Source organism: Mycolicibacterium phocaicum, from assembly GCF_010731115.1.
In the GTDB taxonomy this organism is placed as follows: Bacteria; Actinomycetota; Actinomycetes; order Mycobacteriales; family Mycobacteriaceae; genus Mycobacterium; species Mycobacterium phocaicum.
In genome coordinates this window covers 3,963,916-3,988,393 of the sequence record NZ_AP022616.1, presented here as the reverse complement: position 1 = coordinate 3,988,393, position 24,478 = coordinate 3,963,916, and the positions used below count along the sequence as shown (strand labels likewise).

The 24,478-nt window shown below is 68.0% G+C and carries 24 protein-coding genes and 1 pseudogene; 14 read left to right on the top strand and 11 right to left on the bottom strand.

The annotated features are described in order from the left end of the window. Complete coding sequence (gene rpsN, locus G6N46_RS19130) at positions 1–306, top strand: 30S ribosomal protein S14 (RefSeq protein ID WP_138251169.1); 306 nt, start codon at positions 1–3, stop codon at positions 304–306. Beyond that, positions 306–557, top strand: a complete 252-nt coding sequence (gene rpsR / locus G6N46_RS19125; RefSeq protein WP_138251170.1) for a 30S ribosomal protein S18 — start codon at positions 306–308, stop codon at positions 555–557. Before rpsN ends, rpsR begins: the two co-directional genes overlap by 1 nt. Here rpsR and G6N46_RS19120 read toward each other — a convergent pair. Continuing rightward, the gene (locus G6N46_RS19120) at positions 550–1,386 is read right to left on the bottom strand and encodes a rhomboid family intramembrane serine protease (RefSeq protein WP_138251171.1); all 837 of its coding nucleotides are present in this window, start codon (positions 1,384–1,386) and stop codon (positions 550–552) included. The genes rpsR and G6N46_RS19120 overlap by 8 nt on opposite strands. 22 nt (positions 1,387–1,408) lie before the next feature. Next, positions 1,409–2,197, bottom strand: a complete 789-nt coding sequence (locus tag G6N46_RS19115) for an acyl-CoA thioesterase (RefSeq protein WP_138251172.1) — start codon at positions 2,195–2,197, stop codon at positions 1,409–1,411. Between the two features lie 34 nt (positions 2,198–2,231). On the opposite strand from G6N46_RS19115, the gene G6N46_RS19110 reads away from it, so the two are divergent. From G6N46_RS19110 to lipE, 4 genes are read left to right on the top strand one after another with little or no spacing between them, the layout of a single operon-like run. After that, on the top strand, positions 2,232–3,407 hold the full coding sequence (locus tag G6N46_RS19110; RefSeq protein WP_138251173.1) for an Rv1490 family membrane protein: 1,176 nt from the start codon (positions 2,232–2,234) through the stop codon (positions 3,405–3,407). 37 nt (positions 3,408–3,444) lie between these two features. Next, a complete protein-coding gene (locus G6N46_RS19105; protein WP_138251174.1) occupies positions 3,445–4,071 on the top strand; it encodes a class I SAM-dependent methyltransferase in 627 nt (208 codons plus the stop codon). Continuing rightward, positions 4,026–4,559: a peroxynitrite isomerase gene (locus G6N46_RS19100; protein ID WP_374704305.1), complete on the top strand. Its 534-nt coding sequence runs from the start codon at positions 4,026–4,028 to the stop codon at positions 4,557–4,559. Before G6N46_RS19105 ends, G6N46_RS19100 begins: the two co-directional genes overlap by 46 nt. Next, complete coding sequence (gene lipE / locus G6N46_RS19095) at positions 4,556–5,800, top strand: lipase LipE (protein WP_138251175.1); 1,245 nt, start codon at positions 4,556–4,558, stop codon at positions 5,798–5,800. The genes G6N46_RS19100 and lipE overlap by 4 nt, the downstream gene beginning before the upstream one ends. A 239-nt stretch (positions 5,801–6,039) precedes the next feature. Here the strand turns inward: lipE and G6N46_RS19090 are convergent, their stop codons facing one another. Beyond that, positions 6,040–6,459 carry an SRPBCC family protein gene (locus G6N46_RS19090; RefSeq protein WP_064860277.1) on the bottom strand — a complete coding sequence of 140 codons (420 nt, stop codon included), beginning with the start codon at positions 6,457–6,459 and terminating at the stop codon, positions 6,040–6,042. A gap of 61 nt (positions 6,460–6,520) precedes the next feature. On the opposite strand from G6N46_RS19090, the pseudogene G6N46_RS19085 reads away from it, so the two are divergent. Together G6N46_RS19085 and G6N46_RS19080 are read left to right on the top strand one after the other, a co-directional pair. Then, positions 6,521–6,850, top strand: a pseudogene (locus G6N46_RS19085) (carboxyl transferase domain-containing protein); the annotation flags it as partial. A gap of 1 nt (position 6,851) precedes the next feature. Continuing rightward, a complete protein-coding gene (locus tag G6N46_RS19080; protein WP_174814002.1) occupies positions 6,852–7,289 on the top strand; it encodes an NHL repeat-containing protein in 438 nt (145 codons plus the stop codon). Positions 7,290–7,292: 3 nt separating this feature from the next. Here the strand turns inward: G6N46_RS19080 and G6N46_RS19075 are convergent, their stop codons facing one another. Continuing rightward, the gene (locus G6N46_RS19075) at positions 7,293–8,027 is read right to left on the bottom strand and encodes an Rv3717 family N-acetylmuramoyl-L-alanine amidase (RefSeq protein WP_407665196.1); all 735 of its coding nucleotides are present in this window, start codon (positions 8,025–8,027) and stop codon (positions 7,293–7,295) included. Positions 8,028–8,360: 333 nt separating this feature from the next. Here G6N46_RS19075 and G6N46_RS19070 point away from each other — a divergent pair, with 333 nt between their 5' ends. Beyond that, complete coding sequence (locus G6N46_RS19070) at positions 8,361–10,133, top strand: CocE/NonD family hydrolase (RefSeq protein ID WP_138251203.1); 1,773 nt, start codon at positions 8,361–8,363, stop codon at positions 10,131–10,133. Between the two features lies 1 nt (position 10,134). Here the strand turns inward: G6N46_RS19070 and G6N46_RS19065 are convergent, their stop codons facing one another. Further along, positions 10,135–11,298, bottom strand: a complete 1,164-nt coding sequence (locus G6N46_RS19065; protein ID WP_226522302.1) for a sulfotransferase family protein — start codon at positions 11,296–11,298, stop codon at positions 10,135–10,137. A 108-nt stretch (positions 11,299–11,406) separates the two neighbouring features. Between G6N46_RS19065 and G6N46_RS19060 the strand changes: the two genes are divergently transcribed. After that, the gene (locus tag G6N46_RS19060; RefSeq protein ID WP_138251177.1) at positions 11,407–11,982 is read left to right on the top strand and encodes a TetR/AcrR family transcriptional regulator; all 576 of its coding nucleotides are present in this window, start codon (positions 11,407–11,409) and stop codon (positions 11,980–11,982) included. Next, entirely contained in the window at positions 11,979–13,076 is a 1,098-nt protein-coding gene (locus G6N46_RS19055) for a DUF1214 domain-containing protein (RefSeq protein ID WP_138251178.1), read from the top strand. Before G6N46_RS19060 ends, G6N46_RS19055 begins: the two co-directional genes overlap by 4 nt. 49 nt (positions 13,077–13,125) lie before the next feature. Here G6N46_RS19055 and hrpA read toward each other — a convergent pair whose 3' ends face one another. Then, positions 13,126–17,010 carry an ATP-dependent RNA helicase HrpA gene (gene hrpA, locus G6N46_RS19050; protein ID WP_163692883.1) on the bottom strand — a complete coding sequence of 1,295 codons (3,885 nt, stop codon included), beginning with the start codon at positions 17,008–17,010 and terminating at the stop codon, positions 13,126–13,128. Positions 17,011–17,045: 35 nt separating this feature from the next. Further along, positions 17,046–17,537 carry a MarR family winged helix-turn-helix transcriptional regulator gene (locus tag G6N46_RS19045; protein ID WP_138251180.1) on the bottom strand — a complete coding sequence of 164 codons (492 nt, stop codon included), beginning with the start codon at positions 17,535–17,537 and terminating at the stop codon, positions 17,046–17,048. 124 nt (positions 17,538–17,661) lie between these two features. Here G6N46_RS19045 and G6N46_RS19040 point away from each other — a divergent pair, with 124 nt between their 5' ends. Beyond that, a complete protein-coding gene (locus G6N46_RS19040) occupies positions 17,662–18,147 on the top strand; it encodes a hypothetical protein (protein ID WP_138251181.1) in 486 nt (161 codons plus the stop codon). 35 nt (positions 18,148–18,182) lie between these two features. On the opposite strand, the gene G6N46_RS19035 is transcribed toward G6N46_RS19040, so the two are convergent. Then, positions 18,183–19,076, bottom strand: coding sequence for a mycobacterial-type methylenetetrahydrofolate reductase (locus tag G6N46_RS19035; RefSeq protein ID WP_163692881.1), 894 nt, complete (start codon positions 19,074–19,076; stop codon positions 18,183–18,185). Between the two features lie 155 nt (positions 19,077–19,231). Between G6N46_RS19035 and G6N46_RS19030 the strand changes: the two genes are divergently transcribed. Further along, entirely contained in the window at positions 19,232–20,008 is a 777-nt protein-coding gene (locus G6N46_RS19030) for an alpha/beta hydrolase family protein (RefSeq protein WP_061003773.1), read from the top strand. A gap of 16 nt (positions 20,009–20,024) precedes the next feature. On the opposite strand, the gene G6N46_RS19025 is transcribed toward G6N46_RS19030, so the two are convergent. Next, complete coding sequence (locus tag G6N46_RS19025) at positions 20,025–21,695, bottom strand: alpha-keto acid decarboxylase family protein (protein ID WP_138251183.1); 1,671 nt, start codon at positions 21,693–21,695, stop codon at positions 20,025–20,027. A gap of 127 nt (positions 21,696–21,822) precedes the next feature. Here G6N46_RS19025 and G6N46_RS19020 point away from each other — a divergent pair, with 127 nt between their 5' ends. Then, positions 21,823–22,344 carry a septum formation family protein gene (locus G6N46_RS19020; RefSeq protein ID WP_234880821.1) on the top strand — a complete coding sequence of 174 codons (522 nt, stop codon included), beginning with the start codon at positions 21,823–21,825 and terminating at the stop codon, positions 22,342–22,344. Here the strand turns inward: G6N46_RS19020 and G6N46_RS19015 are convergent. Continuing rightward, positions 22,334–23,545, bottom strand: a complete 1,212-nt coding sequence (locus G6N46_RS19015; RefSeq protein ID WP_138251184.1) for a DUF7373 family lipoprotein — start codon at positions 23,543–23,545, stop codon at positions 22,334–22,336. The two genes, G6N46_RS19020 and G6N46_RS19015, sit on opposite strands and share 11 nt — an antisense overlap. A 25-nt stretch (positions 23,546–23,570) precedes the next feature. Continuing rightward, positions 23,571–24,425 (bottom strand): alpha/beta fold hydrolase, encoded by an 855-nt coding sequence (locus G6N46_RS19010; protein WP_234880822.1) that lies wholly within the window; start codon positions 24,423–24,425, stop codon positions 23,571–23,573. Between the last annotated feature and the right edge of the window lie 53 nt (positions 24,426–24,478).

Sequence of the window (24,478 nt, the reverse complement as noted above, 5' to 3'; positions counted from 1 at the left end):
ATGGCCAAGAAATCCAAGATCGCCAAGAACGAGCAGCGCCGGCTGACCGTCGCCCGCTACGCCGAGCGCCGGGCCGAGCTCAAGACCATCATCAAGTCCCCGTCGAGCACTGCCGACGAGCAGTCGGCTGCCATGCGGGAACTGGCCCGCCAGCCGCGCGACGCCAGCGCAGTGCGGGTGCGCAACCGCGACTCCGTCGACGGTCGTCCGCGCGGCCACCTGCGCAAGTTCGGCCTGTCCCGGGTCCGGGTACGCGAACTGGCCCACGAAGGACAACTGCCCGGCATCCGGAAAGCGAGCTGGTGATGGCACCGCGCAAACCCACCCGACGCCCCGCCGCCGAGGCCAAGCGGCCGGTCAAGAACATGCTGACCAAGCTCGGCGTGGAATACCTCGACTACAAGGACACCAACAACCTGCGGCTGTTCATCTCCGAGCGCGGCAAGATCCGGTCCCGCCGTGTGACGGGCCTGACGGTCCAGCAGCAGCGACAGGTCGCCACCGCGATCAAGAACGCCCGCGAGATGGCGCTGCTCCCCTACCCCGGGATCAGCTGAACATCGTCAACAGGGCCTGGGTGCGCCACATCGTCAGTCCGGCGAACAGCACCAACAGCACGGCCGTCACCGAGATCAGCGCCAGGAGTCGTTGCCGCGCAGGCACATACGCGAAGACCGCCGCCACCACGGTGCCGGTGACCAACCCGCCGACGTGCCCCTGCCAACTGATCGCCTGCGCGCTGACGGCGGGCAGCACGAACGTGATCACCAGGTTGATGACGATCAGGCCGACGATCCCGCGGACGTCGAGCTGCAGCCGACGGAACAGGACGAACGTCGCGCCGAAGAGGCCGAAGATCGCGCCCGAGGCACCTGCTGTCGCCGAGTTCAGCGGCGACAGCAGGTACACCAGTACCGAGCCGCCCAGGCCGCTCAGGCCGTACAACACCCCGAATCGCAAGCGGCCCAGCCACTGCTCCAGCTGCGGGCCGACGGCCCACAGCGCCCACATGTTGAACACGATGTGGGCCAGGCCGTAGTGCAGGAAGGCCGACGACGCCAGGCGGTAGTACTGGCCGTCGGCGACGGCGGGTGGCCACAGCACCAGGTCCTGCTGCATCTGCACCGAAGTGTGCTGCAACACGAACATCACGATGTTGACCGCGATCAGCGTGTAGGTGACCAGCGAGCCCTTGGAGATCCGGCCACCGAAATGCGTCCGGGCCTGACGCACCGACCGCTTGCCCTCGTTGACGCACTCCGGGCACTGCTGGCCCACCGCGGCGGCGGTCATGCAGTCCGGGCAGATCGGGCGGCCACACCGGCTGCAGCTCACGTACGTCGGGCGGTTCGGATGCCGATAGCACGTCGGCGTCGGGACAGTCATCAGTGAGCGCGATCTTCCGGGACTACAGCCGCCACAGGGCTTCCTGGCTGGTGCTGGCGATCAGCACCCCACCAGTGTCATACAGGGCCCCGGTGACCAGCCCGCGGGAGTCCGCGTTGTTGAGCCGGGTGACCTCGTACCGGTGCCAGTCGCGCGGCACGAAGGGCCGGTGGAACCACACGGCGTGGTCCAGGCTGGCCGCGAATCCGTCGTGCAGGTCCGCGCCGTCGGGCCGCGCCACGGGTACCGGCCCGAAGTCGGACATGAAGGTCAGCGTGCATGCGCGGGTCAGGGCGTCGTCCTCGATCTCGTCTTTCGTGCGGATCCAGAACGGGGGCACGGCGAACGCGCCGACGTCTTCGGGGCGGACCCGAATGTCGAAGAAATCGGCGGCGGTGAGGCTCGTCGCCTTGGGTACCGAGGCGTCGAACTCGAGGCCCCGGACTTCAGGCCGCTGCCAGTCGGCCCCCGGTTCCGGAACATGGAACGACGCGATCATCTCCAGGATCGTCTTGCCGTGCTGCTTCGCGGTGACGCGCCGCGTGTCGAAGGACCGGCCGTCGCGGGTTCGTTCCACGTGAAACTCCACGTCGACGCCGTACTGGCCGCCGCGGACGAAATAGAGGTGCAGCGACTGCGGCAGCTTGTCGGGCCCGACGGTGCGGCCGGCCGCACCCAGCGCCTGCGCGGCGATCAGTCCACCGAACAGAGACCGTCCCGGTCCTTCGGTCGGCTGCGGTGCGATGAAGGTGTCGCCGGCGCGCGCGAAGTCCAGGAGCTGGGCAATCCAACTGGGCGCAGTAGAGCTCATAAGGCGGCAGCGTATCCGCCGGTAGGGTCTGGCCGTGCGCCCCAGCCGCTCTGCCCTCTATCTGGCCACCGGCACCGGCATCGCCGTGTGGGCCGCAGGCATCGTCTGGCTCGCCGTCGCGCTGCACCCCGTCGACCACTACCTCGTCTCGTATTACCTCGCCGACTACCGGTTCGGTTTCATCCGGCGTGGACTCGCCGGGGAGCTCTTCGGTCCGGGCGACGACGCGGCATTCTTCGGCCGGGCCGGCGCCGCGCGTTGGGCCATCACCGCGCTGTACCTGTCTGCCCTGGCCGCCATTGCCGGCGCCATCGTGCGCACGGGCCGCTCGGAACGCCGGATCATGCTGGCGTTGCTGGTGCCCGTATTGCCGTTCGGTGTGCCGTTCGCGGTGTTCTCGGCGCGGCCGGACCTCCTCGGCGCGGCGGCGGTGGTCGCCCTCGCACTGGGTGTGGGCGCCCGACCGGCGCTGTCGTGTGCGGCGTACGGATTGTTCACCGCGGTCTTGGCGTTCATGCACGACGCGATTCCGCTCGAATTCGCGTTGGGTGCGGTCCTCGCCATCTATGCGCCGGCGCACGGACTCACCGCCGCTCGACGCCGACGCTACGCGGCGTTGGCGGTGCTCCCGGGACTCGCAGTGGCCGGCCTCATCACCGCACTCACCCGGCGCGGGGTGGCCGACCGGCTGTGCGCGACGACACCCCACCGGCCCATGCGCATGATGGCGAGCTTCCACGATTTCCAGAACTTCGCCCGGACCGGACGCTTGCCGACCCGCGACTTCCACGACTGGGCGTGCCGGTCCTACCTCAACACGTACCAACACAGCGTCCTCGACGAAATTCACATCGTCGCCGCCCGGGGCGCCGGCCAGATGGTGACCTCACTGGTCGTCGGCGCGATCGGTCTGGCGGCCTGCCTCGCGGCGGTCCAATTCGTCGCCGGTGTGCCGATCCGCGACTTCCTGGGCGAATTCCTGGATCGCCGGGCCGGCGCGGTCCTTGCGCTGGCGCTGTATCTGCCGATATTCGTGACCGCGTTCGACTGGATTCGGTGGATGCTGCTCATCGCCTTCAACGTCACCGTCGTGTTCCTGCTGTACCTGCGCGGCCGTCCGGAACTCGACCGGCCACCGCCGTCGCGGGCGGCGTTCGTGGCGATCGTGTGTGCATTCGCCGCGTTGCCGCTGGGCCTGGCACCCGGCTGACGGCCCGCGCCGGAATTCGCCGCCTAGGCTGACAAGCATGGTTCAACGCCGGGGATTCAATGACACCGTCACCCGCTTCTGGGGCTTCGCCGCCCCCGCCTATGACACCCAGGTGCTGCAGCGCGTCGTCTACCAGCCCGCGCAGGACGAGGTCCTGGCTCAGCTGCGCGCGCACGGTGCCCTGACGATCGCCGACATCGGCTGCGGCACCGGTATTTTCGCCGACCGGATCGAACGCGAGCTCAATGCCGTCGTCACCGGCGTTGACATGTCCGAGGGCATGCTGGCCCAGGCCAAGGCCCGGTCCTCGAAGGTCAACTGGGTCACCGCACCGGCCGAGCAGCTGCCGTTCAACGACGGCGCGCTGGACGCGGTGGTCACGACGTCGGCGTTCCACTGGTTCGATCAGCCCGCCGCGCTGCGCGAGTTCCACCGCGTGCTCAAGCCGGGCGGCATCGCGGCCGTCACCACCATCAGCCCGCGGCAGGTGCTGCCGCTGCACGCGCTGTCGTCGCACATTCTCAACCCCGCCCACAATCCTTCCCCCGCGGAGATGAAGAAGCTCTTCGAAGGCGCCGGGTTCACGGTGTCCGAGCAGCACCGGGTGAAGCGGCCGGCGTGGACGCTCATCGTCTCCGACCTGCTGACCGTCGGAACCAAGTAGCCGAGATGCCCGATCTGCACCCCGACGTCGCGGTCCTGGCCCCGCTGCTGGGTACCTGGGCCGGCAACGGCTCCGGTGAGTACCCGACCATCGCCTCGTTCGACTACCTCGAAGAAGTCACCTTCGGCCACGTCGGCAAGCCGTTCCTGGCCTACAGCCAGCGCACCCGCGCCGCCGATGACGGCCGTCCCCTGCACGCCGAAACCGGGTACCTCCGCGTCCCCGCGCCCGGACGCGTCGAGTGGGTGCTGGCGCATCCCACCGGCATCACCGAGATCCTGCAGGGCACGCTCAGCACCGACGGTGAATTCGTCCTCGACCTCGCCACCACCGACATCGGGCGCACCGACTCCGCGAAAGAGGTTGACGCCCTGCGGCGTTGGTTCCGCCTCGACGGAGACACGTTGAGCTACAACGTCCGAATGGCCGCCGTGGGCATCCCGCTGCGCCACCACCTCGCGGCCGTGCTGCATCGGAAGGACGCATGACGGAACCCCAGACCGGCCGCATTCGGGTCCCCGCCGACCTGGACTCGGTGACGGCCACCGGCACAGAAGACCACACCGGCGTCGATCCGCAAGCGGTGGAACGCATTTGGCAGGCCGCCCAGCACTGGTACGCGGCCGGTATGCACCCGGCCATCCAGGTCTGTCTGCGCCAGAACGGCCGGGTGGTGCTCAACCGCGCGATCGGCCACGGCTGGGGCAACGGGCCCGACGACCCTGCCGATGCCGAGAAGATCCCCGTCGGCGTCGACACCCCGTTCTGCGTGTACTCGGCCGCCAAGGCCATCAGCACGACGGTCGTGCACATGCTCGTCGAGCGCGGCGAACTCGATCTGGACGCCCGGGTCTGCGACTACCTGCCGACGTACACCAGCCACGGCAAGGACCGCACGACCGTGCGCCACGTCGTCACCCACAGCGCCGGGGTGCCGCTGGCCACCGGGCCACGGCCGGACCTCAAGCGGATGAACGACAGCGACTACGCCCGCGAGATGCTGGGGAACCTCCGGCCGATCTACCGGCCGGGCCTGGTCCACATGTACCACGGACTCACCTGGGGGCCGTTGATCCGCGAAATCGTCTCGGCCGCAACGGGTCGCAACATCCGCGACATCCTGGCGACCGAGATCCTCGAGCCGCTCGGCTTCCGCTGGACCAACTACGGCGTTGCGCCGGAAGACGTTCCGCTGGTCGCGCCGAGCCACGTCACCGGCAAGCCGTTGCCGGCGCCCATGGCGGCGGCATTCAAGAAGGCCGTCGGCGGCACCCCGAGCCAGATCATCCCGTTCAGCAACACCCCGGACTTCCTGACCAGTGTGGTGCCGTCGTCGAGCACGGTGTCGAACGCTGTCGAGCTGTCACGGTTCGCCGAATTGCTGTGCCGCGGCGGCGAACTCGACGGCGTCCGGGTGCTACGTGCCGAAACCCTGCGCGCCGCGACCGCCCCGTGCCGGCGCCTGCGGCCCGACATCGCGGTGGGACTCATGCCGATGCGCTGGGGCACCGGATACATGTTGGGCTCCACGCGATTCGGCCCGTTCGGGCGCAACGCACCGGCTGCCTTCGGGCACACCGGGCTGACCAACATCGCGGTGTGGGCCGACCCGGCCCGGAACCTTGCCGCTGCCGTGGTCAGCAGCGGCAAGCCCGGCGGTCATCCCGAGGCCAAGCGGTACCCGGCGCTGCTCGACGCGATCGCCAGGGAGATTCCACAGTCCGGGTAGCGGCGAAAAGTACGTGAGCTCAGTCGCGATGTCGATCTGCCGTCGGTCATTGAACTCAGGGACTTCTCAGAGCATCACAAGGTGCCTGCGTTCAGTCGCATTGCGTATGAGCGCGTTCTGATTGAAGCCACGTACTTTCGCCGCCCAGTCTCTCTCAAACGCCCGGCAGCTCGCCCTACGACCGATCGAAGACCGGAGTACCCGGCACGTTCGGAGTCGAACGTGCCGGGAAATGCGGGCTACGCCTTGGCCGCGGCCTTCGCGAACAGACGCAGCAGCACCTGGTTGATGGCGACCAACGCCAGCTTCACCGGCGGGAACGACGCGGTCGAGCTCAGCGAGTAGTCGATGCGCGTGCCGGAGCCCTCGGGGGTCAGCCGCACCTCACCCGCATAGCCCGGGAACGGCACGCCGGAGCGGGCCTTGTAGCCGAAGACGTTGGGGGCGTCGAAGGTGACGACCTCTTCGACGATCGCCGGCGCCGGCCCGGGGGCCGAGATACGGCGGACGGCACCCAGGCCGTTCGGCGCCGGGGTGCCGGGCTGATCGATGGTCACGCTGATGCCGGGACCCCAGTTGGCCATGCCTTCGTGGTCGATCAGGGTCGCCCAAACAACGTCGATCGGGCGGGCAACGGTGGTGGTTGCAGTCGATTGCATGGACCGATCATGCCGCACCCCCTTTCAGGGCGCCTGGCAGGCTGTCCCCATGCCCGGCCCAATGCCCGAAGTACCGTTGCGTGACGACCACACCGAGCTGCTGCGCCGACGGGCGCTCACCGAGGACGCCGCCCGGCCGGACGCCGTTCAGCGTCGGCACGACGCCGGCGGCCGGACCGCCCGCGAGAACATCCTCGACCTGGTCGACGACGGCAGCTTTGTCGAATACGGCCGGTTCGCCATCGCCGCACAACGGGCACGCCGCGAGCTCGACGACCTGATCGCGCGCACTCCGGCCGACGGCCTCGTGGCTGGTACGGCCCACGTCGACGGGCAGCCCTGCGCGGTGTTGTCGTACGACTACACCGTGCTGGCCGGTACCCAGGGCGCTGGTGAACCGCCTGGTCTACTGGACGCAGAAGGGCGGGCCCGACGCGGGTCAGGGCCGAATCTTCCGGTGCGGCACCGATTTTCCCGCGGGGCGGACGGCCGCAGACCGCGACGACATCGAGCTGCTGTGGCAGGACCTGCCCGAACCCATCGACCTGGATCTGGACCGCTCGGGGAACCTGGTCTGGACGGACCGGGGCGCCGAGCCGGACGGCAACACGCTCAATCGCGGTCAGGTCCAGCCTGCGGTGGGGGAGTACACGATCCTGTCTCGCGGGTTCCAGGAGGCGATCGGCCTGGCCACCGCCGATGACACGAAGTACTACGTAAGCGAGCTGCGTTCCGGCGGTATCCGCGCGGTGAACGTCGCCGACGGCACCCAGCGTGAGCTCGCGCAACTGGGTCCGGGTGTCACCGGTGTCGCGCTGGCCGAGCTCTGAGCGCTAGCTGGCCTGGATGAACGCCGCGATGCCCTGGCAGATGGCGTTCGCGTAGGTCTGCCACCCCTGCATGGTGGCCATCGCGGCCCCCTCCTGCGGGTTCTTCATGTTGCCGCACTCGACCAGGATCGAGGGGTACTGCGCGAGGTTGAGGCCCGTCAGGTCGGCCCGGCCGTAGAGGCCGTTGCTGCCGATATAGGTTGCCGGCGTCAGCCCCGCGGCGACCATCTTGTCGCGCATGATCTGGGCGAATCGCACAGACGGCCCCGCTTGCACCTGATTGAGCGGCGGTGCCGAGTAGTTGACGTGGAATCCGTGGCCGCCGGCAGGGCCGCCATCGGCGTGGACCGAAACGACCGCATTGGGCCGAAGCGAATTCGCCATCTCGGCGCGCTGGTCGACACATGGCCCCAGCGCGTTGTCGTTGTTGCGCGACAGGTGGACCTGGACACCGGCGTTCGCCAGTTGCTGCTGCATCAGCAGCACCACATTCCAGGTGAACGAATGCTCGGGGAAGCCCGCCGTCGTGGACGTGCCGCTGGTCTGGCAGTCCTTGGTGCCGCCACGGCCGGTGGGCACCTGCTTGCTGATCGACGAGTCATTGGCCCCGTTGTGTCCCGGGTCGAGGAACACGACCGCCCCCGCCAGACCAGCGGCTCTGGCCGTCGGCGCGGTGAGCGATGACACCACGGCAGGCATGCCGACCAGAACCGGCGCCGCCGCGGCCATTCGCAGCATGCGTCGGCGCGAGATGCAGCCGACGCTCTTACCTGCGTCGTCTCTTTCACACGGACTACTGGTCACTGATTGGATGCTACGGACCGTGCCTGGGAACACCCCTGAGCCCCCTGACACGGTTGCGTCACGAAGCAGTAACTTCTTTCGGGTTCGGCGTACGGTCGAGGCGTGGAGACGCATGTCGAGACAGCAGGGGTGGGGGCCCGAATCAAGGCGATAGCCGGTTGGGCCGCGGCGCGCACCCGGAAGACCAGCCCATCGCCACTGTTGCCGCCCTGGGACGCCCCATCGGCGCAGTACGGCGTCGGTGTACACCACAACGTGGCGGTGCCGATGAGCGACGGCGTCTCACTTCGGGTGGACATCCACTATCCGACCGACCCGGCGACGGGTGAGCCCGCTTCCGGCCCGTTCCCCGTGCTGCTGTCGATGACGCCGTACGGCAAGAAGGCGCCCCCGCCGGCTGCCCAGATCGGTGGTGGCGCAACGCCGTACCTGATCCGTCGTGGCTACATCGAGGTGATGGCCGACGTGCGGGGCACCGGCGCGTCGGGCGGATCTTTCGAGATGCTCGGACCCGAGCAGGTGCAGGACGGCGTCGATCTGGTGAATTGGGCTGCCTCGCTGCCCAATTCGAACGGCCGCGTCGGCATGTTCGGCATCTCGTATCTGGCGATCAACCAACTCATGACGGCAGCCGCGGTGGGACCCGACTCGCCGCTGAAGGCGATCTTCCCGGCGATGGCCGCCAACGATTTCTACCGCGACGTCGTCACCATGGGCGGCGTGCCGCACATGCGCACCGTCCGCGCCTACGGCGCCACCTATTCACTGCTGAACGTGATCAACCCAGCACTGGAGTTCGCCCATCGGGGTAGCCACGAAAGGCCCAGAGCCGGCGGCATTTCCGCGGTGCGGCAGCGTGGACGCGACCAGCGCAGCTACTTCAGGAACCTCATCAAGGACGCGATCGCCGGTGGTGACACCGCGTTCGATGGACCCTTCTGGGACACCATGCGCCCGGCGGACGTGGTCCCGAAGATCGTCGAGAACGGCGTCGCAGTGTTTCTCGTGGCCGGATGGCACGACGCATTTCAGCGCGGCGCGCCCCTGAACTACGCGGCGCTGCAGAACACGTTCGCCGGCCGCCCCGCCGGCGCCGCCATGACCGCCGACCAGCCAGTCTCCGACAAGTTCCAGCTGATGGCCGGCCCGTGGTACCACGTCTCGGATCTCGACGGGCAGCATCTGCAGGCCTTGCAGCTGCGCTGGTTCGACCACTGGCTCAAAGACGACGACACCGCGGAGGTCACCGGGCAGCCGGTGCGGTTCCAGGCGATCGGCAGCTCAAAGTGGTTCCGCACCAATGCTTATCCGTTCCCGGAGGCCACCCCGACCCGGCTGTACCTGGGCCTGGGCGGCGGCCTGCATGCCACGCCGTCGGCCGACGAATCGACCGCCACGCTCCAATATCTCTCACGCGGACCGGTTTCCGGCCGCAGCCTGGAGCAGTGGAGCCTCGGTATGGGCAGCTTCATGGTCTCGCAGACCGGCCGCAGCGTCCGCTACGACCAGGACAACACCCGGCTCCAGCGCGACGCGCTCACTTACACCAGCGACGCGTTCGACACCGAACAGCTGCTGGCCGGTCCGGTCGGGCTGACGATCTTCGCCACCGCCGACCGCAGCGAAACCCTGTGGGTGGCGCACCTCGACGACGTCTCCCCCGAGGGCGTCAGCCGGCCCCTGACACAAGGGGCGCTCCTGGGTTCACACCGCACCCTCGACCCCGACGCCAGCTGGATCCTGCCCGACGGCACCGTGCTGCGGCCACAACACATCAGCACCCGGGCAGCGGCCGCGCCCGTCGTCCCCGGTGAACTGACCCGCTACGACATCGAGGTATTTCCCACGGCGGCACTCCTCGCCCCGGGCCATCGATTGCGGCTGACCGTCACCACCTACGACTTCCCGCACCTGGTGCCGACCCGCCCGCAGCGGTCCGCACTGGCGGGCGGGACCTACCGGATTTCCCAAGGCGGCGTGCATGCTTCGCATCTGGTGGTGCCCTTGGCCGATCCGGCGACCATGGAACAGTCCCTCTAACTCAAGCCAGGAAGCGCTCCGTGTAGGGCGCGAAGCGGGCCTTCAGATCATCCGGGTCGAGTCCGAACATCGCGCATGACGTCTCTACGCGGCCCAGCCGGCCCCGCTGGTGTCCGGCCAGGTAGTCGGCCATCGAGCTGCGTTCGGTGTCCGAAAGTCGTTCTTCCGCAAGGGCGAAGACACTCTCCGCGGTGCCAAGGTCATCTGCCATGAAGTCGTCGAAACGGATATCGATGGAGCGGTCCCGACCGATGACCTCCCGGTCCCGGACCAGTCCGGCCAGCATCTGCTCCAGCCGTTGCACCCAGTACGCCGCGATGTGCTCGACCGGCACCGGGCTGCGATGCATCCGCGCGGAGTAGGTGAGCATCGCGATCATCGACAGCACCACCGGGACGGGGTCGCGGTGGGTGAAAACCCCGATCACACCGGGCAGTGTTTCGTTGAGCACCGGAATCTGTTCGAGGTGCTGCGGCGACTTGAGCAACCAGCGCCGACCTCCGCGCAGGTACTGCAGCGCCTTGAGCTGGGTCACCATGTGCCGGTAATGCGGCGTCTGGTCGTGGGCTTCGTAGTAGTCCCGCCACGCCGGGACGTCGGCCAGCGTCTCGAAGTACATCGTGGAAAAGTCGTTGGCCAGCAACTGGATTTCCTCGTGCACGTGGTCGGTGGTCATCTCGTGCATCAGCGAGAAATGCGGCATGACGATGTTCATCACGTTGACCGCGACGTCCATCCGGGTACGCCGCGGGTCCGGCTCGACACCCGCCTCGGACGGCAGCGGGAACGGCTCCATCGACTCCCAATACGGCAGGGTCCGGAAGGTGCCGGCGGCAGCCAGCAGGTTGTGCAGGTGCGTGGTCCCGGTGCGCGGCAGCCCGACGATTGCGACCGGCGGCATTAGCTCGATGTCGTGAATCGCGGGGTGTCGCTTCAGCAGATCGGTGAGCAGCAGCCGGTTCTTCAACAGCTGCAGCAGTTGACCGTAGAAGTTGACGACGCCCGGGCCGTTGAAACCGTCGATCTGCCGGAGCGCTCCCAGCAGCACATCGAGACGTTCGCGGTAGTCGGTGGGGCCGAAGTCGTCGAGGCCGGTGTCGGCCGTCGCCTTGGCGTGCAGCGCATCCGCGTCGAGCGGACAGTCCGCCGCCATCATCGTCATCATGTCCCGGAACTGCTGCGCCTCGGCCGTGAAGGTGGGATCGGCCAGGTCATCGAGCCGGACAACGTCTGTGGTGTCAGTCACACCATTTATGTTACTATGAGTTTCGTAATGACGAAAGCACTTGGACGACCCCGGGATTCACGCATCGACAACGCGGTGCTCACCGCCACCGCCGAACTGCTCAGCGAAGTGGGCTACGCCGCGCTGTCGGTGGACGCCATCGCGAAGCAGGCCGGCACCAGCAAGCCGACCATCTACCGACGCTGGCCCAGCAAGGCTCACCTGGTCCACGAGGCCGTCTTTCCAGCCGGCATCGCCACTGAACTGCCGGACACCGGATCCCTGGCCGGGGATGTCCGCGCGATGGTCCGCGGCACCGTGGCAGTCCTCAGCACCCGAGCGGCCCGCGCGGCACTACCGGGCCTGCTCGGCGAGATGACGGCCGACGCCACCCTGCACAGCGCTCTGCTGGATCGGTTCGCCGACGCACTCGGCCCTGGACTGCACGCCCGCCTGGAGGCTGCCGCGGCCCGCGGTGAACTTCGCCCCGGCGTCAGCGCCACCGAGCTGACCGAGGTCATCACCGGCATCGCGCTCCTGGCCGCACTCACCCGGAGCGCCGCCCCGGACGACGACTGGATCGACCGCAACACCACCCTGATTCTGAAAGGTATTGGCGCATGACCGAATCCGCTGCCGCATGGCGGGAGCTCCTCGACACCCTTCGCGAGCTCGACACCTCGTTCCTGGAGGGCGATCGGGCCGTCAGCGACGATCGTCAGATCGCCGACGGCTACCGCATGCTTGCGACAGGGCTCGGCGTGGCGCTGGACTGCTACCTGTTCCCCGAGCCGGGCCGGCCGCAGTTCGTCGCCGTCAACACCCCGACCCGGCACGACCGCCGGTGGGGCGGCGACAACACCGACGCGTACTACCACATGTGCCCCGTCGATCCGGCGCGCAAATACCGGATCTTCGGCAACAAGGGTGACAGCGTCTACCTGTCGCTGACCGCGTACAACGAGCCCTCCCCCGGTGCGTGGTCCAACCGCGTCGTCGCGATAATCCGTGACACCGACATCGAATTCGACGCCGACGGCAACTTCTCGTTCGAGCTCGGACCGCTGCCCGACGCGGCCGTCTTCCTGACCCGCGACTACCAGGCCGACCCGACGACAGGGCGCCCGGTCACCTGGAACATCGACGCGCTCGATGCCCCGGAGCCGTTCCGGCACAGTGACACCGCGACCGCGGCATCGTTCCGGTCCGCCGCCAACTGGATCCGGACGCTGTTCGCCATCATGCCGATGCCGGTCGGCACCCGCCCCGACGAGAGCTCGCTCGGCCATTCCATCGCCCACGTCGCCAATGAGTTCGCCGCGCCGTACCAGGTGCCGGATGCCAACTTCGGCTGGTCGGCGCGCGACGCCTGCTATTCGTACGGCAGCTTCGTGCTGGCCGACGACGAGGCCCTCGTCATCACCCACCGCCCGCCACCGTGCCGGTTCTGGAATCTGGTGGTGTGGAACCAGTTCATGGCCACGCCGGGCGCCAGTGACGCCCGCAGCTCACTCAACGGGTACAGCGCCGTGCCCAACTCCGACGGCTCGGTCACCGTGGTGCTGTCCAAAGAGGCTGCCGCCCATCCGAATTCATTGACCACCCTGGACTATCCGCAGGGCATCCTGGCCTTCCGGTGGTTCCTCACCGACGAGGTGCCCGACCGCCCCGAGGTCAAGCTGGTCAAGCTCGCCGACGCCCCCACCTCGCCCTCCTGAGTGATTTGTGCACGATTTTCCGCGGTGAGCGCAAAAAATCGTGCACAAATCACGGGACGATGGCGTCGATCGCCCGGTGAATCCGTTGCTCGCTGACCGGCCTCGGGGTGCCCAACTGCTGGGCCCACAGGCTGACACGCAGCTCCTCGATCTGCCGGGCGATGTCGCGGACGTCTTCGCCCTGGCATCGCAACGGCGAAAGTGCCTGCCGCAATTCGTCATACGCGTCCTCGACGGCGTGGATGCGGTCCATGCGCTCGCGGTCCGCGGCCGGCGCCTGGGGTAACCGCTCCAGCCGGCGGCCGACGGCCGTCAGGTACCGGGTCAGATCAGCCAGGTGGCTGACGCCCGTCGCGGCGACGAACCCGACAGGCAGCAGCCGGGCCAACTGCGCGCGAATATCAGCGACAGCGTCGGCCTGCAGCGCAGAAGGCTTGTCGGGCAACGCAACCTGCGCCGCGTGCGCCGCGGTCAAGACGCGCTCGACGCGGCCGACGACGTCGAGCGTCGTCGGCACCAGTTTGGCTGCGACGGAGTCGCGCAACGCGCCGAATTCGGCGCCGGTCCACACCGGTTTGGGCGCCAACACCCGTACCGCGGCGTCGGCGCAGTCTTCGAGGCTGCCGTCGGGATTGCTCGACAGCGCGAGGCGCGCGCGGGGATTGAGAGCGCGCTCAGCCGCCTTGACCGGCGACGGCGCCGCCAACCGCAGCAACCGCCGCAGGCCCGAACCCATGGCCGCGGCCTGCTCGGCTGCCGTCGGAAACACCCGGATGTCCACCGCCGCACCGGTGTCCACGAACGCGGGAAATCCGCGGACGGTGTGTCCGCCGGTCGAGCTCTCCACGCTGCGCGGCAACTCGGACAGGTCCTCGGGCCAGGCCTTCAGACCCGTCCGCTGCAGATCACCCGCGACGGCCCCAGCCACTGCCTGCCGCACCGAGCCGGCCAGCCGATCGTGCAGCGCGCCCAGGTCCTTGCCGCGTGCCACCTCGGTGCCGTCTTTCTCGACCGCGAAGGTGACCCGCAGGTGGTCCGGAATCTTGCTCAGGTCGAAGGCGTCGATCGGCACCAGAATGCCACTGCGCCTGCGCAGTTCACGCTGTAGCTCCTCCAGCAGCGAGCCGTCTCCCGGATTTAGGCCCGGCAGCACCGCCCGCGCGGTATCGGGTGCGGGTACGAAGTTACGCCGTAGGTCCTTGGGCAACGATTTGATCAGCGCGGTGACCAACTCCTCGCGCAACGCGGGCACCTGCCACGCGAAACCGTCACCGCCGAGCCGAGCCAGCACCTCGACCGGAACGTGCACCGTGACACCGTCATCGGCGGCGCCGGGCTCGAACCGGTAGCTCACCGGCAGCGACAGGTCGCCGGTCTGCCAGGTGTCCGGCTGGTCGGCGTCGGTGTCGGTGCGCAGCAGATCCTCGCGCGTCATGGTGAGCAGGTCTGGCGTCACATGCCGCTGCTTCTTCCACCAGGCGTCGAAATGCCGTGCCGACACGGCGCTCTCTGGCACGCGCTGGTCATAGAAGGCGTAGACCTCGTCGTCGCCGGCCAGCAGATCCCGGCGCCGGGCGCGCTCTTCGAGCTCCTCCAGTTCGGTTCGCAGCCGCGTGTTGTCACGGAAGAAGTGGTGCCGCGTCTGCCAGTCGCCTTCGACCAACGCGTGCCGGATGAACAGCTCGCGTGCCACCACCGGATCGACCTGCGCGTACCCCACCCGACGGCGCGGCACCAGCGGCAGCCCGTAGAGCGTCACCCGTTCGAACGCCATGACCGCACCCCGACGGGCATCCCAGTGCGGCTCACTGAAGGTGCGCTGCAACAGATCTCCGGCGACCCGCTCGACGGTCTCCGGTTCGATGCGTGCCGCGATACGCCCGAACAGCCGGCTGGTCTCCACCAGATCCGCGACGACGATCCACCGCGGCGGCTTCTTCGTCAGCACCGATCCCGGAGCCAGGACGAACCGCGAGTTACGAGCCCCCTGGTAGTCCCGCGTCTCACCTTCCCGCAGCCCGACATGCGACAGCAGCCCGGCGGTAAGCGCAGTATGGATGCGCAGCGGGTCGGCATCGTCGCCCGACTCCCGGATGCCGAGATCGCCGGCGATGCTGCGCAATTGGCCGACCAGGTCCTGCCATTCGCGAATCCGCAGGTAGTGCAGGAACTCGTCGCGGCACATCCGGCGGAACGCGCTGCCGGACAACTGGTTCCGCTGCTCGCGCAGGTAGTTCCACAAGTTGAGGTAGGAAATGAAGTCCGAATGCTCATCGGCGAAGCGGGCGTGCTTCTGCCGGGCGGCTTCTTCCCGGTCCGACGGCCGCTCCCGCGGATCCGGTATCGACAGTGCGGCAGCCAGGATCAGAACCTCGCGCACGCAGCCTTCGGTGTCGGCTTGCAGGATCATCCGGCCGACGCGCGGGTCCAGCGGCAACCGGGCCAGCCGGCGTCCCACGTCGGTGATGGCGCCCTTGGCATCGAAAGCGCCCAGTTCTTGGAGCAATTGGATGCCGTCGCGGATGCTGCGCGCATCGGGCGGGTCCAGGAATGGGAAGGCCTCGATATCGCCGAGGCCGAGCGCCGCCATCTGCAGGATGACCGCACCGAGGTTGGTCCGCAGGATCTCCGGGTCGGTGTACCGCGGCCGCGACGCGAAGTCCTCTTCCGAGTACAGCCGGATACACACGCCCGGAGCCGTACGACCGGATCGGCCCGACCGCTGCGCGGCCGACGCCTGCGAGATCGGTTCGATCGGCAGCCGCTGCACCTTGGTGCGCCGGCTGTACCGCGATATGCGCGCCGTGCCCGGGTCGACGACGTACCGGATGCCGGGGACGGTCAGCGACGTCTCGGCGACGTTGGTGGCCAACACGATCCGGCGCGGCCCGCCCGGCTTCGCATTGAAGACCTTCTGCTGATCCGCGGTCGGCAACCGGGCGTACAGCGGCAGAATCTCGGTCGGAAATGTGTCGCCGGACAGCGCATCCCGCAAAGCCTCTGCGGTGTCACGGATCTCGCGCTCGCCGGACAGAAAGACGAGCACATCGCCGGCCGGTTCGGATTCCAGCTCGCGCACCGCGTCGACGATGGCCTCGGTCTGGTCCCGGGGCTCGGTGCGGACGATCTCGTGGTCCGGATCGTCGGGGTCATCGCTGTCGTCCACCGCGGCGGGGACTTCCAGTGGCCGGTAACGGATTTCGACGGGATAGGTACGGCCCGAGACCTCCACGATCGGGGCTCCGCCGAAGTGCTTCGCGAATCGCTCGGGCTCGATGGTCGCCGATGTCACGATGACCTTCAGGTCGGGGCGCCGCGGCAGCAGCTCGCGCAGGTACCCGAGCAGGAAGTCGATGTTGAGGCTTCGTTCGTGCGCCTCGTCGAGGATCAGGGTGTCGTACCGGAGCAGCCGGCGATCCCTCTGAATCTCGGCGAGCAGAATGCCGTCGGTCATCAGTTTGACGAGAGTCGAGTCGCTGGCCTGGTCGGTGAACCGCACGGTGTAACCGATGGCCCCGCCCAGCGAAGTGCCGGTTTCGTCGGCGATGCGCTGCGCCACCGTGCGCGCAGCCAGCCGGCGCGGCTGGGTGTGCCCGATGGTGCCGCGGATACCGCGGCCGAGCTCCAGACAGATCTTGGGCAGCTGCGTCGTCTTGCCCGAGCCGGTCTCGCCGGCGACGATCACCACCTGGTTGTCGGTGATGGCCTTGGCGATCTCAGCACGGCGGTCGGTGACCGGCAGGTCGGGGTAGGTGATGCGCGGCACGGCCGCGAGCCGAGCGGCCACCACCGCCTCCGCTGCCGCGATCTGTTCGGCGATCTTCTCCGGGTTGTCGCCACGGAGGTTCTTCAGCCGACGGTCGAGCCGCGCGGCGTCGCGGATGGTCAGACCATCCAGACGGTCACGCAGTTCGCGCTGCTGTTGGTCGGACACCAGTACCAGGATAGGTGGTGGCAGAGGAGCTTCCGTCACTCCATCGCCGCGCGGGCAAGTCGGCATTCGAGGCCCTGCACCACGCGCAGCACCGTTGCCCGTTCCGGCTCGCTCAAACCGCCGACGGTCATTTCCTCGATCTGACCCCACACACCCTCGATCTGCTGCTGCAGACCGCGACTCGCGGGTGTCGCTTCGACGAGATGCGCGCGCTTGTCCTCGGGGCTCGGGAACCGCCGCACGAAACCGGCATGCTCCAGCCGCTGAATCATGCGCGTCATGGTCGGGGCATCGGAACTGGTCAACTGCGCGAGGTCGGTCTGGCGCAGCGGACCGAGGTCCCAGAGATACATCATCACGAGTTCCTGCCCGGGATACAGGCCGAGCGGCCGCAGCAGGCCCGCGACGACGGTTCGCGTCACCCGGGTCAGCTGGAAGACCGCGTGGCTGACGGGGCCGCTGCGGGCCGCCGTCGGCAGCGTCGTCGGCTCGTCGACCGCCGGTCGCTCGGCACTCTGCTCCGCCATGACGGCACCCCCGATTCTGATTGGTTGTCCAACCATCATAACTGACGCACGAGGCACTGAATATGCAGCTGGAATGGATTCCTCCTGATACTTGTTCGAGCAAGTATTAGAGAAAGGCGGCGCCATGAACACCACCACAAGCCACACCGGCACTTCGTCGCATCAACAGGGCCACCGCAGGTTCGGGCGCCACGTCGCCTGGGCGATGACGGCGACCGCCGTCGGACTGTCAGCGCTGTCCATCGCGCTGGCCGCGCCCGCGGCGGCGAAAGGCCCGCATCCAGGCCCGGTGATCGACCGCCCCGAGCCGACGAGTTCAGTCAGCGCGCAGACCAATGCCGGCCGCACGTCGACCACTCCGATGACACCTGCCGGACGCACGGCGCCGGGCGCCATCCCGCGATCTCAACCGGCGGTTTCCATCAGCGCGCAGCAGTACACCGGAGGGGCCGACAACCCCGCCGCGAATCAGATTCGTAAAACGTCGGACTCCGCCGACGACCCGGGCGACACCGCCCGCCGCGCCGAGGTGCGGATGCCGAGCATGCCCGGCGGACTGACAGCCGCCGACGCCGGCCGCCTGTTCGGCGGCATGGGTGCAGCGTCGTAATGGGTTCCGCCGGAACGTAGTTCCGGCGCGCGCGGCTAGGCCTTGTCAGGCGCCCAGTAGTCCAGCATCTCGGCGAAGGTCTCGAACGCCGGCTTGGATACGCCATACGCGGCTTCCAAGTGAATGCTGATCGGGAAGCCGAGCTCACCGACGCCATCGATGACGCGCTTGTACAGGTCGAGCATCAGCGCGCGCTTGGCCGCAGGCTCTTCGCCGGCCAGCCGGGAGACGAACTCCTGCTCGGCGGCGACCAGAGGGTTGCCCGGATCCTGGATCAGCCAGTTGATCAGTCCGACCTTCGACTCCATCTTCGGGACGAACCCGAACGACAGCAGAATTTCGGGTCGATGCTCGGTGGTGGCAGCGAACTCCTTCAGGAAGCCCACGATCGTGTCCGAGTACAGCAACTGGGTCATGCCGTAGGTGGCGCCCTGGTTGATCTTGAAGTTGAAGCGGCCCTGCTCGCCGTCGCGCGTCGGGATCAGGATGACGCCGCGGTTCGGCACCTGGTCGCGGTAGATCGTCAACGCGTCGGTCGGCGCCACGCCGGCGCCCTCGCCGTCGCTCATGGTGCGCGGGACGCCGACGAACGCGATGCCGTCGAAGTCCGCCTCCTGCAGCACCGCCAGCCGCTTCGAGAGCGCGTCCTCGTCGAGGAACGACGTCACCTGCGTGCACAGCCCGCGGATCCCGGGCAGCTCGGGCTTCATCAACTGCCAGAAGTCGAGGACGTCCATCTTCGGCTTCATCTCGACGGGCCGGTCGCCGTCTTCCTCGATCATCCCGGGGATCATCACGTGCCGGATGCGGCCCTCGAGGCCGACGGCCGCGGCGTTGAGCAGCACCTTGTGCGCCTCGTCGACCGCAAACTGGGGGCCGCGCTCAATATTGGGCGGGACCAGTTCGAAGGCGATGGTGTTCAGGGTCACGACTCTGCTCCGGATCTCAGGACTACATACGGGGCGCAGGCGTCACTGACCGCTACGACCCGCAGGTCGTGTTTCCCGTGAAACCTCCACCCTACCGATGGCCTCCAGCAAAGAATCGGCCACGTCCGGCTTGCCAGCCGTGGTAAACCCGTCCCGTGGCTGAACGCGTCAAGTTCCAGAGTTCCACCGGCCCCATGCTCGCCGGGATCATCGACCTCCCCGAGGGCACCCCGCGCGGCTGGGGCGTCTTCTCACATGGCTTCACACTCGGCAAGGACTCCCCTGCCGCGGCGCGCATCTGCAAGCAACTGGCCTCCGATGGCATCGGGATGCTCCGCTTCGACGCCATCGGGCTGGGTGATTCGGACGGCCACTGGGGCGACGGGTCCTTCACCCACAAGACCAACGACGTCATCGAAGCGTGCAAGTTCATGTCCGACCGCGGCACGCCGTCGGCCCTGTTGGTGGGCCACTCGTTCGGCGGGGCGTCGGTACTCGCCGCGGCGCGGCAGGCACCCGGGGTGCGCGCGGTGGCGACGGTCGCTGCGCCCATCGACCCGTCGCACGTCGAGAAGCAGTACGACGACATCCTCGACTGCGTGCTCGCGAACGGCAGTGCGCAGTGGATGGTCGGCGGCCGCGAACTGACCCTCAAGCGCGACTTCGTGGAGGACGTCCGCGCGGCCAAGCTGCACGCCAAGATCAAGGACCTGCACCTGCCGCTGTTGATCCTGCACTCCCCCACCGACAACACCGTGGGCATCGAGAACGCGAGTGAGATCTTCCGGACGGCCCGCCACCCGCGCAGCTTCGTCTCGCTGGAGGGCACCGAACACCTGCTCACCGGGCCGGGACAGGCCAAGCGTGCGGGACGGATCATCGGCGCCTGGGCCGACGCCTATCTGGGTCCGGACAAGGCGCGTCCGCGGTAACGCGACAACCCGCGCTTCAGTTACCGGCCGCCTTGTTGGCCTTCGCGATGGCCGCGGCGAGTTCCTCCAGTAGCGGCGGCACGTCCAATTCGGTCACCACGGCTTCGATGAAGACCAGATCGTCTGGATGGGCGGCCGCGTCGGCCAGTGCCGCGTCCAATTCGCCGCAGGTTGTCGCCCTGTGCGACAACGGGTTCCGGATACCCAGGGCCGCCGGGATGTCGCGCCACTGCCAGCTCACGATGTCGTTGTACGGCGCGGTGGGACCGTGGATCGCGCGTTCGACGGTGTAGCCGTCGTTGTTCACCAGGATCACCACGGCGGGCACGCCCTCGCGGCCGAACTGGCCGAGTTCCTGGATCGTCAGCTGCGCGGCGCCATCGCCGATGAGCAACACCGGACGACGGTCCGGCTCCGCCAGACCCGCACCGAGTGCGGCCGGCAGCGTATAGCCGATGGAAGCCCACAACGGCTGGCCGATGAACGCCACACCGCTGGGCAGCCGGTGCCGGGCCATGCCGTAGTACGACGTGCCCTGCTCGGCCAGCACCACATTGCCCGGCGTGAGAGCACCACAGACCTTGTCCCACAAGGCCTTCTGGGTGAGCGGCTGATCCGGTTCGAGGACCGGGTCTGGCGCGTCGGGCACCGGCTGCGGTACGGCGGGCGACCTGGTGGGCCGGGACTTCAGGATGCCGGTGATCGCCTCGAGCGCGGCCGACATGTCCAGTGGCGCAAAGACTTCCCCGGCCACGGTGCTCTGGTTGGGCCCGATGTCGATGGTCCGCGCGGGATCGATCTGCTGCGTGAACGACGCGCTCACCATGTCGGTGAACTGCACGCCGGCGGTGAGGAGCACCGGGGCGTCTTCGATGGCCCGCCGAACCGACTCCTGACTGGAGGTGCCGGCGTAGATGCCGAGGAACTCCGGCGCGGATTCGTCGACCAGGCTCTTGCCCCACATCAGCGTGGCGTGCGGCACGACGTCGGCCGCCAGCAGTGCCTCGAGCTGCGGGACGGCTTCCAGTCGGTGCACCAGCAGGTCAGCCAGCACCGTCAGCTGATGCTCGCCGATGAGACGGGCGGCGGCCACGGTGAACAGCGAGAGCGCCCGCGGGCTCGTGCCGCTGGTGTACCGCGGCAGGGGCCCGGTCGGTGGTTCGACCGGGAACCGGGCGACGTCGGTGGCCAGCATCAGGTAACCGGGCAGCTTGCGCTCGTGCACCTCCGACAGGACCCGGTCGATCTCGCGCGTGGCTGTTGCCGGCACGAGTTTGGCCTGTGCGCAGGTGATTTCGCGGGCGATGCGCAGGAAGTGGTCGAAGTCGCCGTCGCCGAGCGAGTGATGGATCACCCGGCGCGAGCCTTGCACGTCGATCGACGGCGTGCCGACGATGTGCACCACCGGGACATGCTCGGCATAGCTGCCCGCGATCGCATTGGCCGTCGATAGCTCACCGACACCGAATGTGGTGATGAGCGCCGCCATGCCGCGCAGCCTGCCGTAGCCGTCGGCGGCGTACCCGGCGTTGAGTTCGTTGGCACTGCCGACCCACCGGATATCCCGGTGGGCGATCACATGGTCGAGCAGTTCCAGGTTGAAATCGCCTGGCACACCGAAAATCTCGGTGACACCCAGTTCGGCGAGCCGGTCCAGTAGGTAGTCACCGACGGTGTATTCGGGCATCCCGGCCTCCCTGGGGTCGCTGGTATGGCGATGGTAACCGTCCGCCGCGCACCGGGCTGTTCTTCCCGGCCGGCGACCATCGAGTTCCCGCCCCGGCACCGGCGCCCGAAGCACTACCATGGCCGCCATGACCGTTCGCCCGCGCCGGATCGTGTGGCAGGTCGCGGCAATGTCGCTGCTCGCGGCCTGCGGTTCGAACACATCAGCGACGCCGTCGTCGAGCACTTCGAGCGCATCGCCGCCCACGACCACGACAGCCCAGCTCCCTTCGCCGGTCCCGATCGTGCCGATGAAACCGAATGCGCGCCAGGCCAAGTGGGTCGACCTGCAAGTCGGCGACTGCCTGAGCACACCGCCGCCCACCGACCCGAGCGTCGTCGAAGTGACACTGGTGGACTGCTCCGCCCCGCACATCGCCGAGGTGTTCCTGCGCGCCAACGTCGCGGTCAACGACGCCATCGCCGGTGTCGCCGATCAGCGGTGCGCGGCGGGCCTGACGCAGTACGCCGGCCAGGACAGCCGGTACACCTCGACCTACCTGATCGATTCGAACATGGACCGCACCGGACACACGCCGCTGCCCAGCACCGTCATCTGCCTGCTGCAGTCGGCCACGGGCCTCTCGTTGAACGGCTCCGCTAAGGCTTAGCCGTCAACAGGATGTATTGGGCGGCAACCTGTTCGTGCACGTCCTTCAACTCGGGGCCACGTGCCTCGATGGCGTAGTCACCCGCCGGCGCGACACAGTAGAACTGCTTCGGATTGGCCAGCAGGATGCAGCGGCTCAGCGTCAGGGCCGGCACCGGATCGGCGGTCTCGGTGCCGTCGACCGACACCTCCTTGCCGAAGGTGTTCGCCACGTTGACCGCAGACGCCGGGTCCTTGGCCCGATACACGCTGGTCTTTCCACGGGCGAACGCCGTCACGCCGTTGTCCTGGAACACCTTGCTCGAGGTGACCGGGTTGCTCTGGAAGTGCAGGGCCCCGGTGCCCGAGTAGACGGCGTTCTGTGAATTGCGCGGCGCGTCGGTCTGCAGCGTCAACGCCAGCAGGCCCGTCGGATCGATCGGCACGGCCGGCAGTTCCGCCGCGGGTTTGAACGGCTCGATCGCGGCGGCCTGCGCGCCGATCGCCTTGGTCACCAACGCGATGGCTGGATCAAGACCGGCCGTTGACTGTGCCAATTGCGTCAGGACATAGGGACCGTGCGCGGTGAAGGACCGCACGGTGGTCAACTTCGTGCCGCGGGAATCGACGTCGTACGTCGACGCCAGCGCATCCGGATGATCGGGAATGGCAACGGTTTTCGGCACCGCGCCGCGGATGTTGAGCTGAAGCGCATCAGCGTTCATCTCGCCGGCCGCGGCGCCGGCGTCCTCGGGCGAGGCAAAGCGCAGCACGCCGTTGATCAGCACGGTCTTGGTCGCAGACTCACGCGCCGAGACGAACCCATCGATGAACTTGTGCCTGCCGGCCGCGGTCGCGATGCTCTCTGGACCGAACTGAGCCAGCAAGCCCGGCTCGTCGATGACGAAATATGTTGACAGATAAGGCTCGGTGAGTGTGCTGTCGACCTGCCAGGGCCCCACCACGTAGCCGGCCAGCTGTTGTGCTTCGAGCCGCGCCCCGGCCGCCGGGGCGCCCGCGGTGCCATAAGGCTCATGCGGTTTGGTCGGGTACTGTCCCGGCTTCAACTGCGCGGGGGCGACGATCGCCGGCGGAGGTGGTGCCGTCGAGGTCGGCGGCTTCGCGGCTGACGTGGCGGGGCTGGACTGCGTCGACCCGCCACCACAGCCCGCGGCCAGCACCGCCACCGCGACCACCGCTCCACAGCTCACCAGACCGCGCATGCATCTCTCCTTCATCTCGGCTGACTCACGGGCGTGGTGCGTTGTACCAGCCGGCAACTGCGGCACTGTACTCATCCGGCGCATCCGACGGCACAAAATGACCGGCGCCATGCAGGACGACGGTGCTGTGGTCCGGGAAAGTCGACTCCCACCGGCGTCGCTCCTTGTCACCCAACGCGACATCCGCGTCCGCCCAGATGATCAGCACCGGAAGATGTTCGAGGACAATCAGATTCCGCTCTACCGTGGCGAAGAAGTCCCGGCGTCCGATGATCGCCTCCGGGAGGACTGCGGCGGCCTGGCGCCGCCGTGCCGATGGCAGCGCGTTGCAGTAGTGTGTCAACTCTTCCGGCGAGAGCCGCCGGCGGCGGTGCCCCGCCTGCATCATCATGCTCAGCGCGTGATGTGAACGCCGGGTCAGCTCGCGTCCTACCGGTCCGCCGATCAGCCGAGCCGCCAGCTCGACGCGGAAGTCGCCGTTGAGAGGCCAGCCCCAGGTATTGGCTATCACCAGTCGGGAGAACAGCTCTGGCCGTTGTTCCGCGGCACGCAGCCCGATAGGTCCGCCCCAGTCGTGCAGCAGCAGCGTCAGGTCCGACAGTCCCAGGTGGTCCAGGAACGCCACCGCCACTGCGGCGTGATCGTCCGGCATGTGACCGTATCCGGCTGCGGCGGTGGACAGACCGAATCCCGGATGATCAAAGGCTATGCAGCGGAATCGATCCCGCAAAGACATGATGACCTGGCGATACATGAACGACCATGTGGGGTTTCCGTGCAGCATCAGCAGGACGGGCCCGGACCCCTCGTCGACGTAATGAATTACGTGCCCGTCCAGTTCGACAAACCGGCTCTGGAAGGGAAAGAGCTCGTCACCCACCCAATTCGGACGTACGCCCACAGCCGAGTCGTCTGCCATGCCGCCTCCTCGTC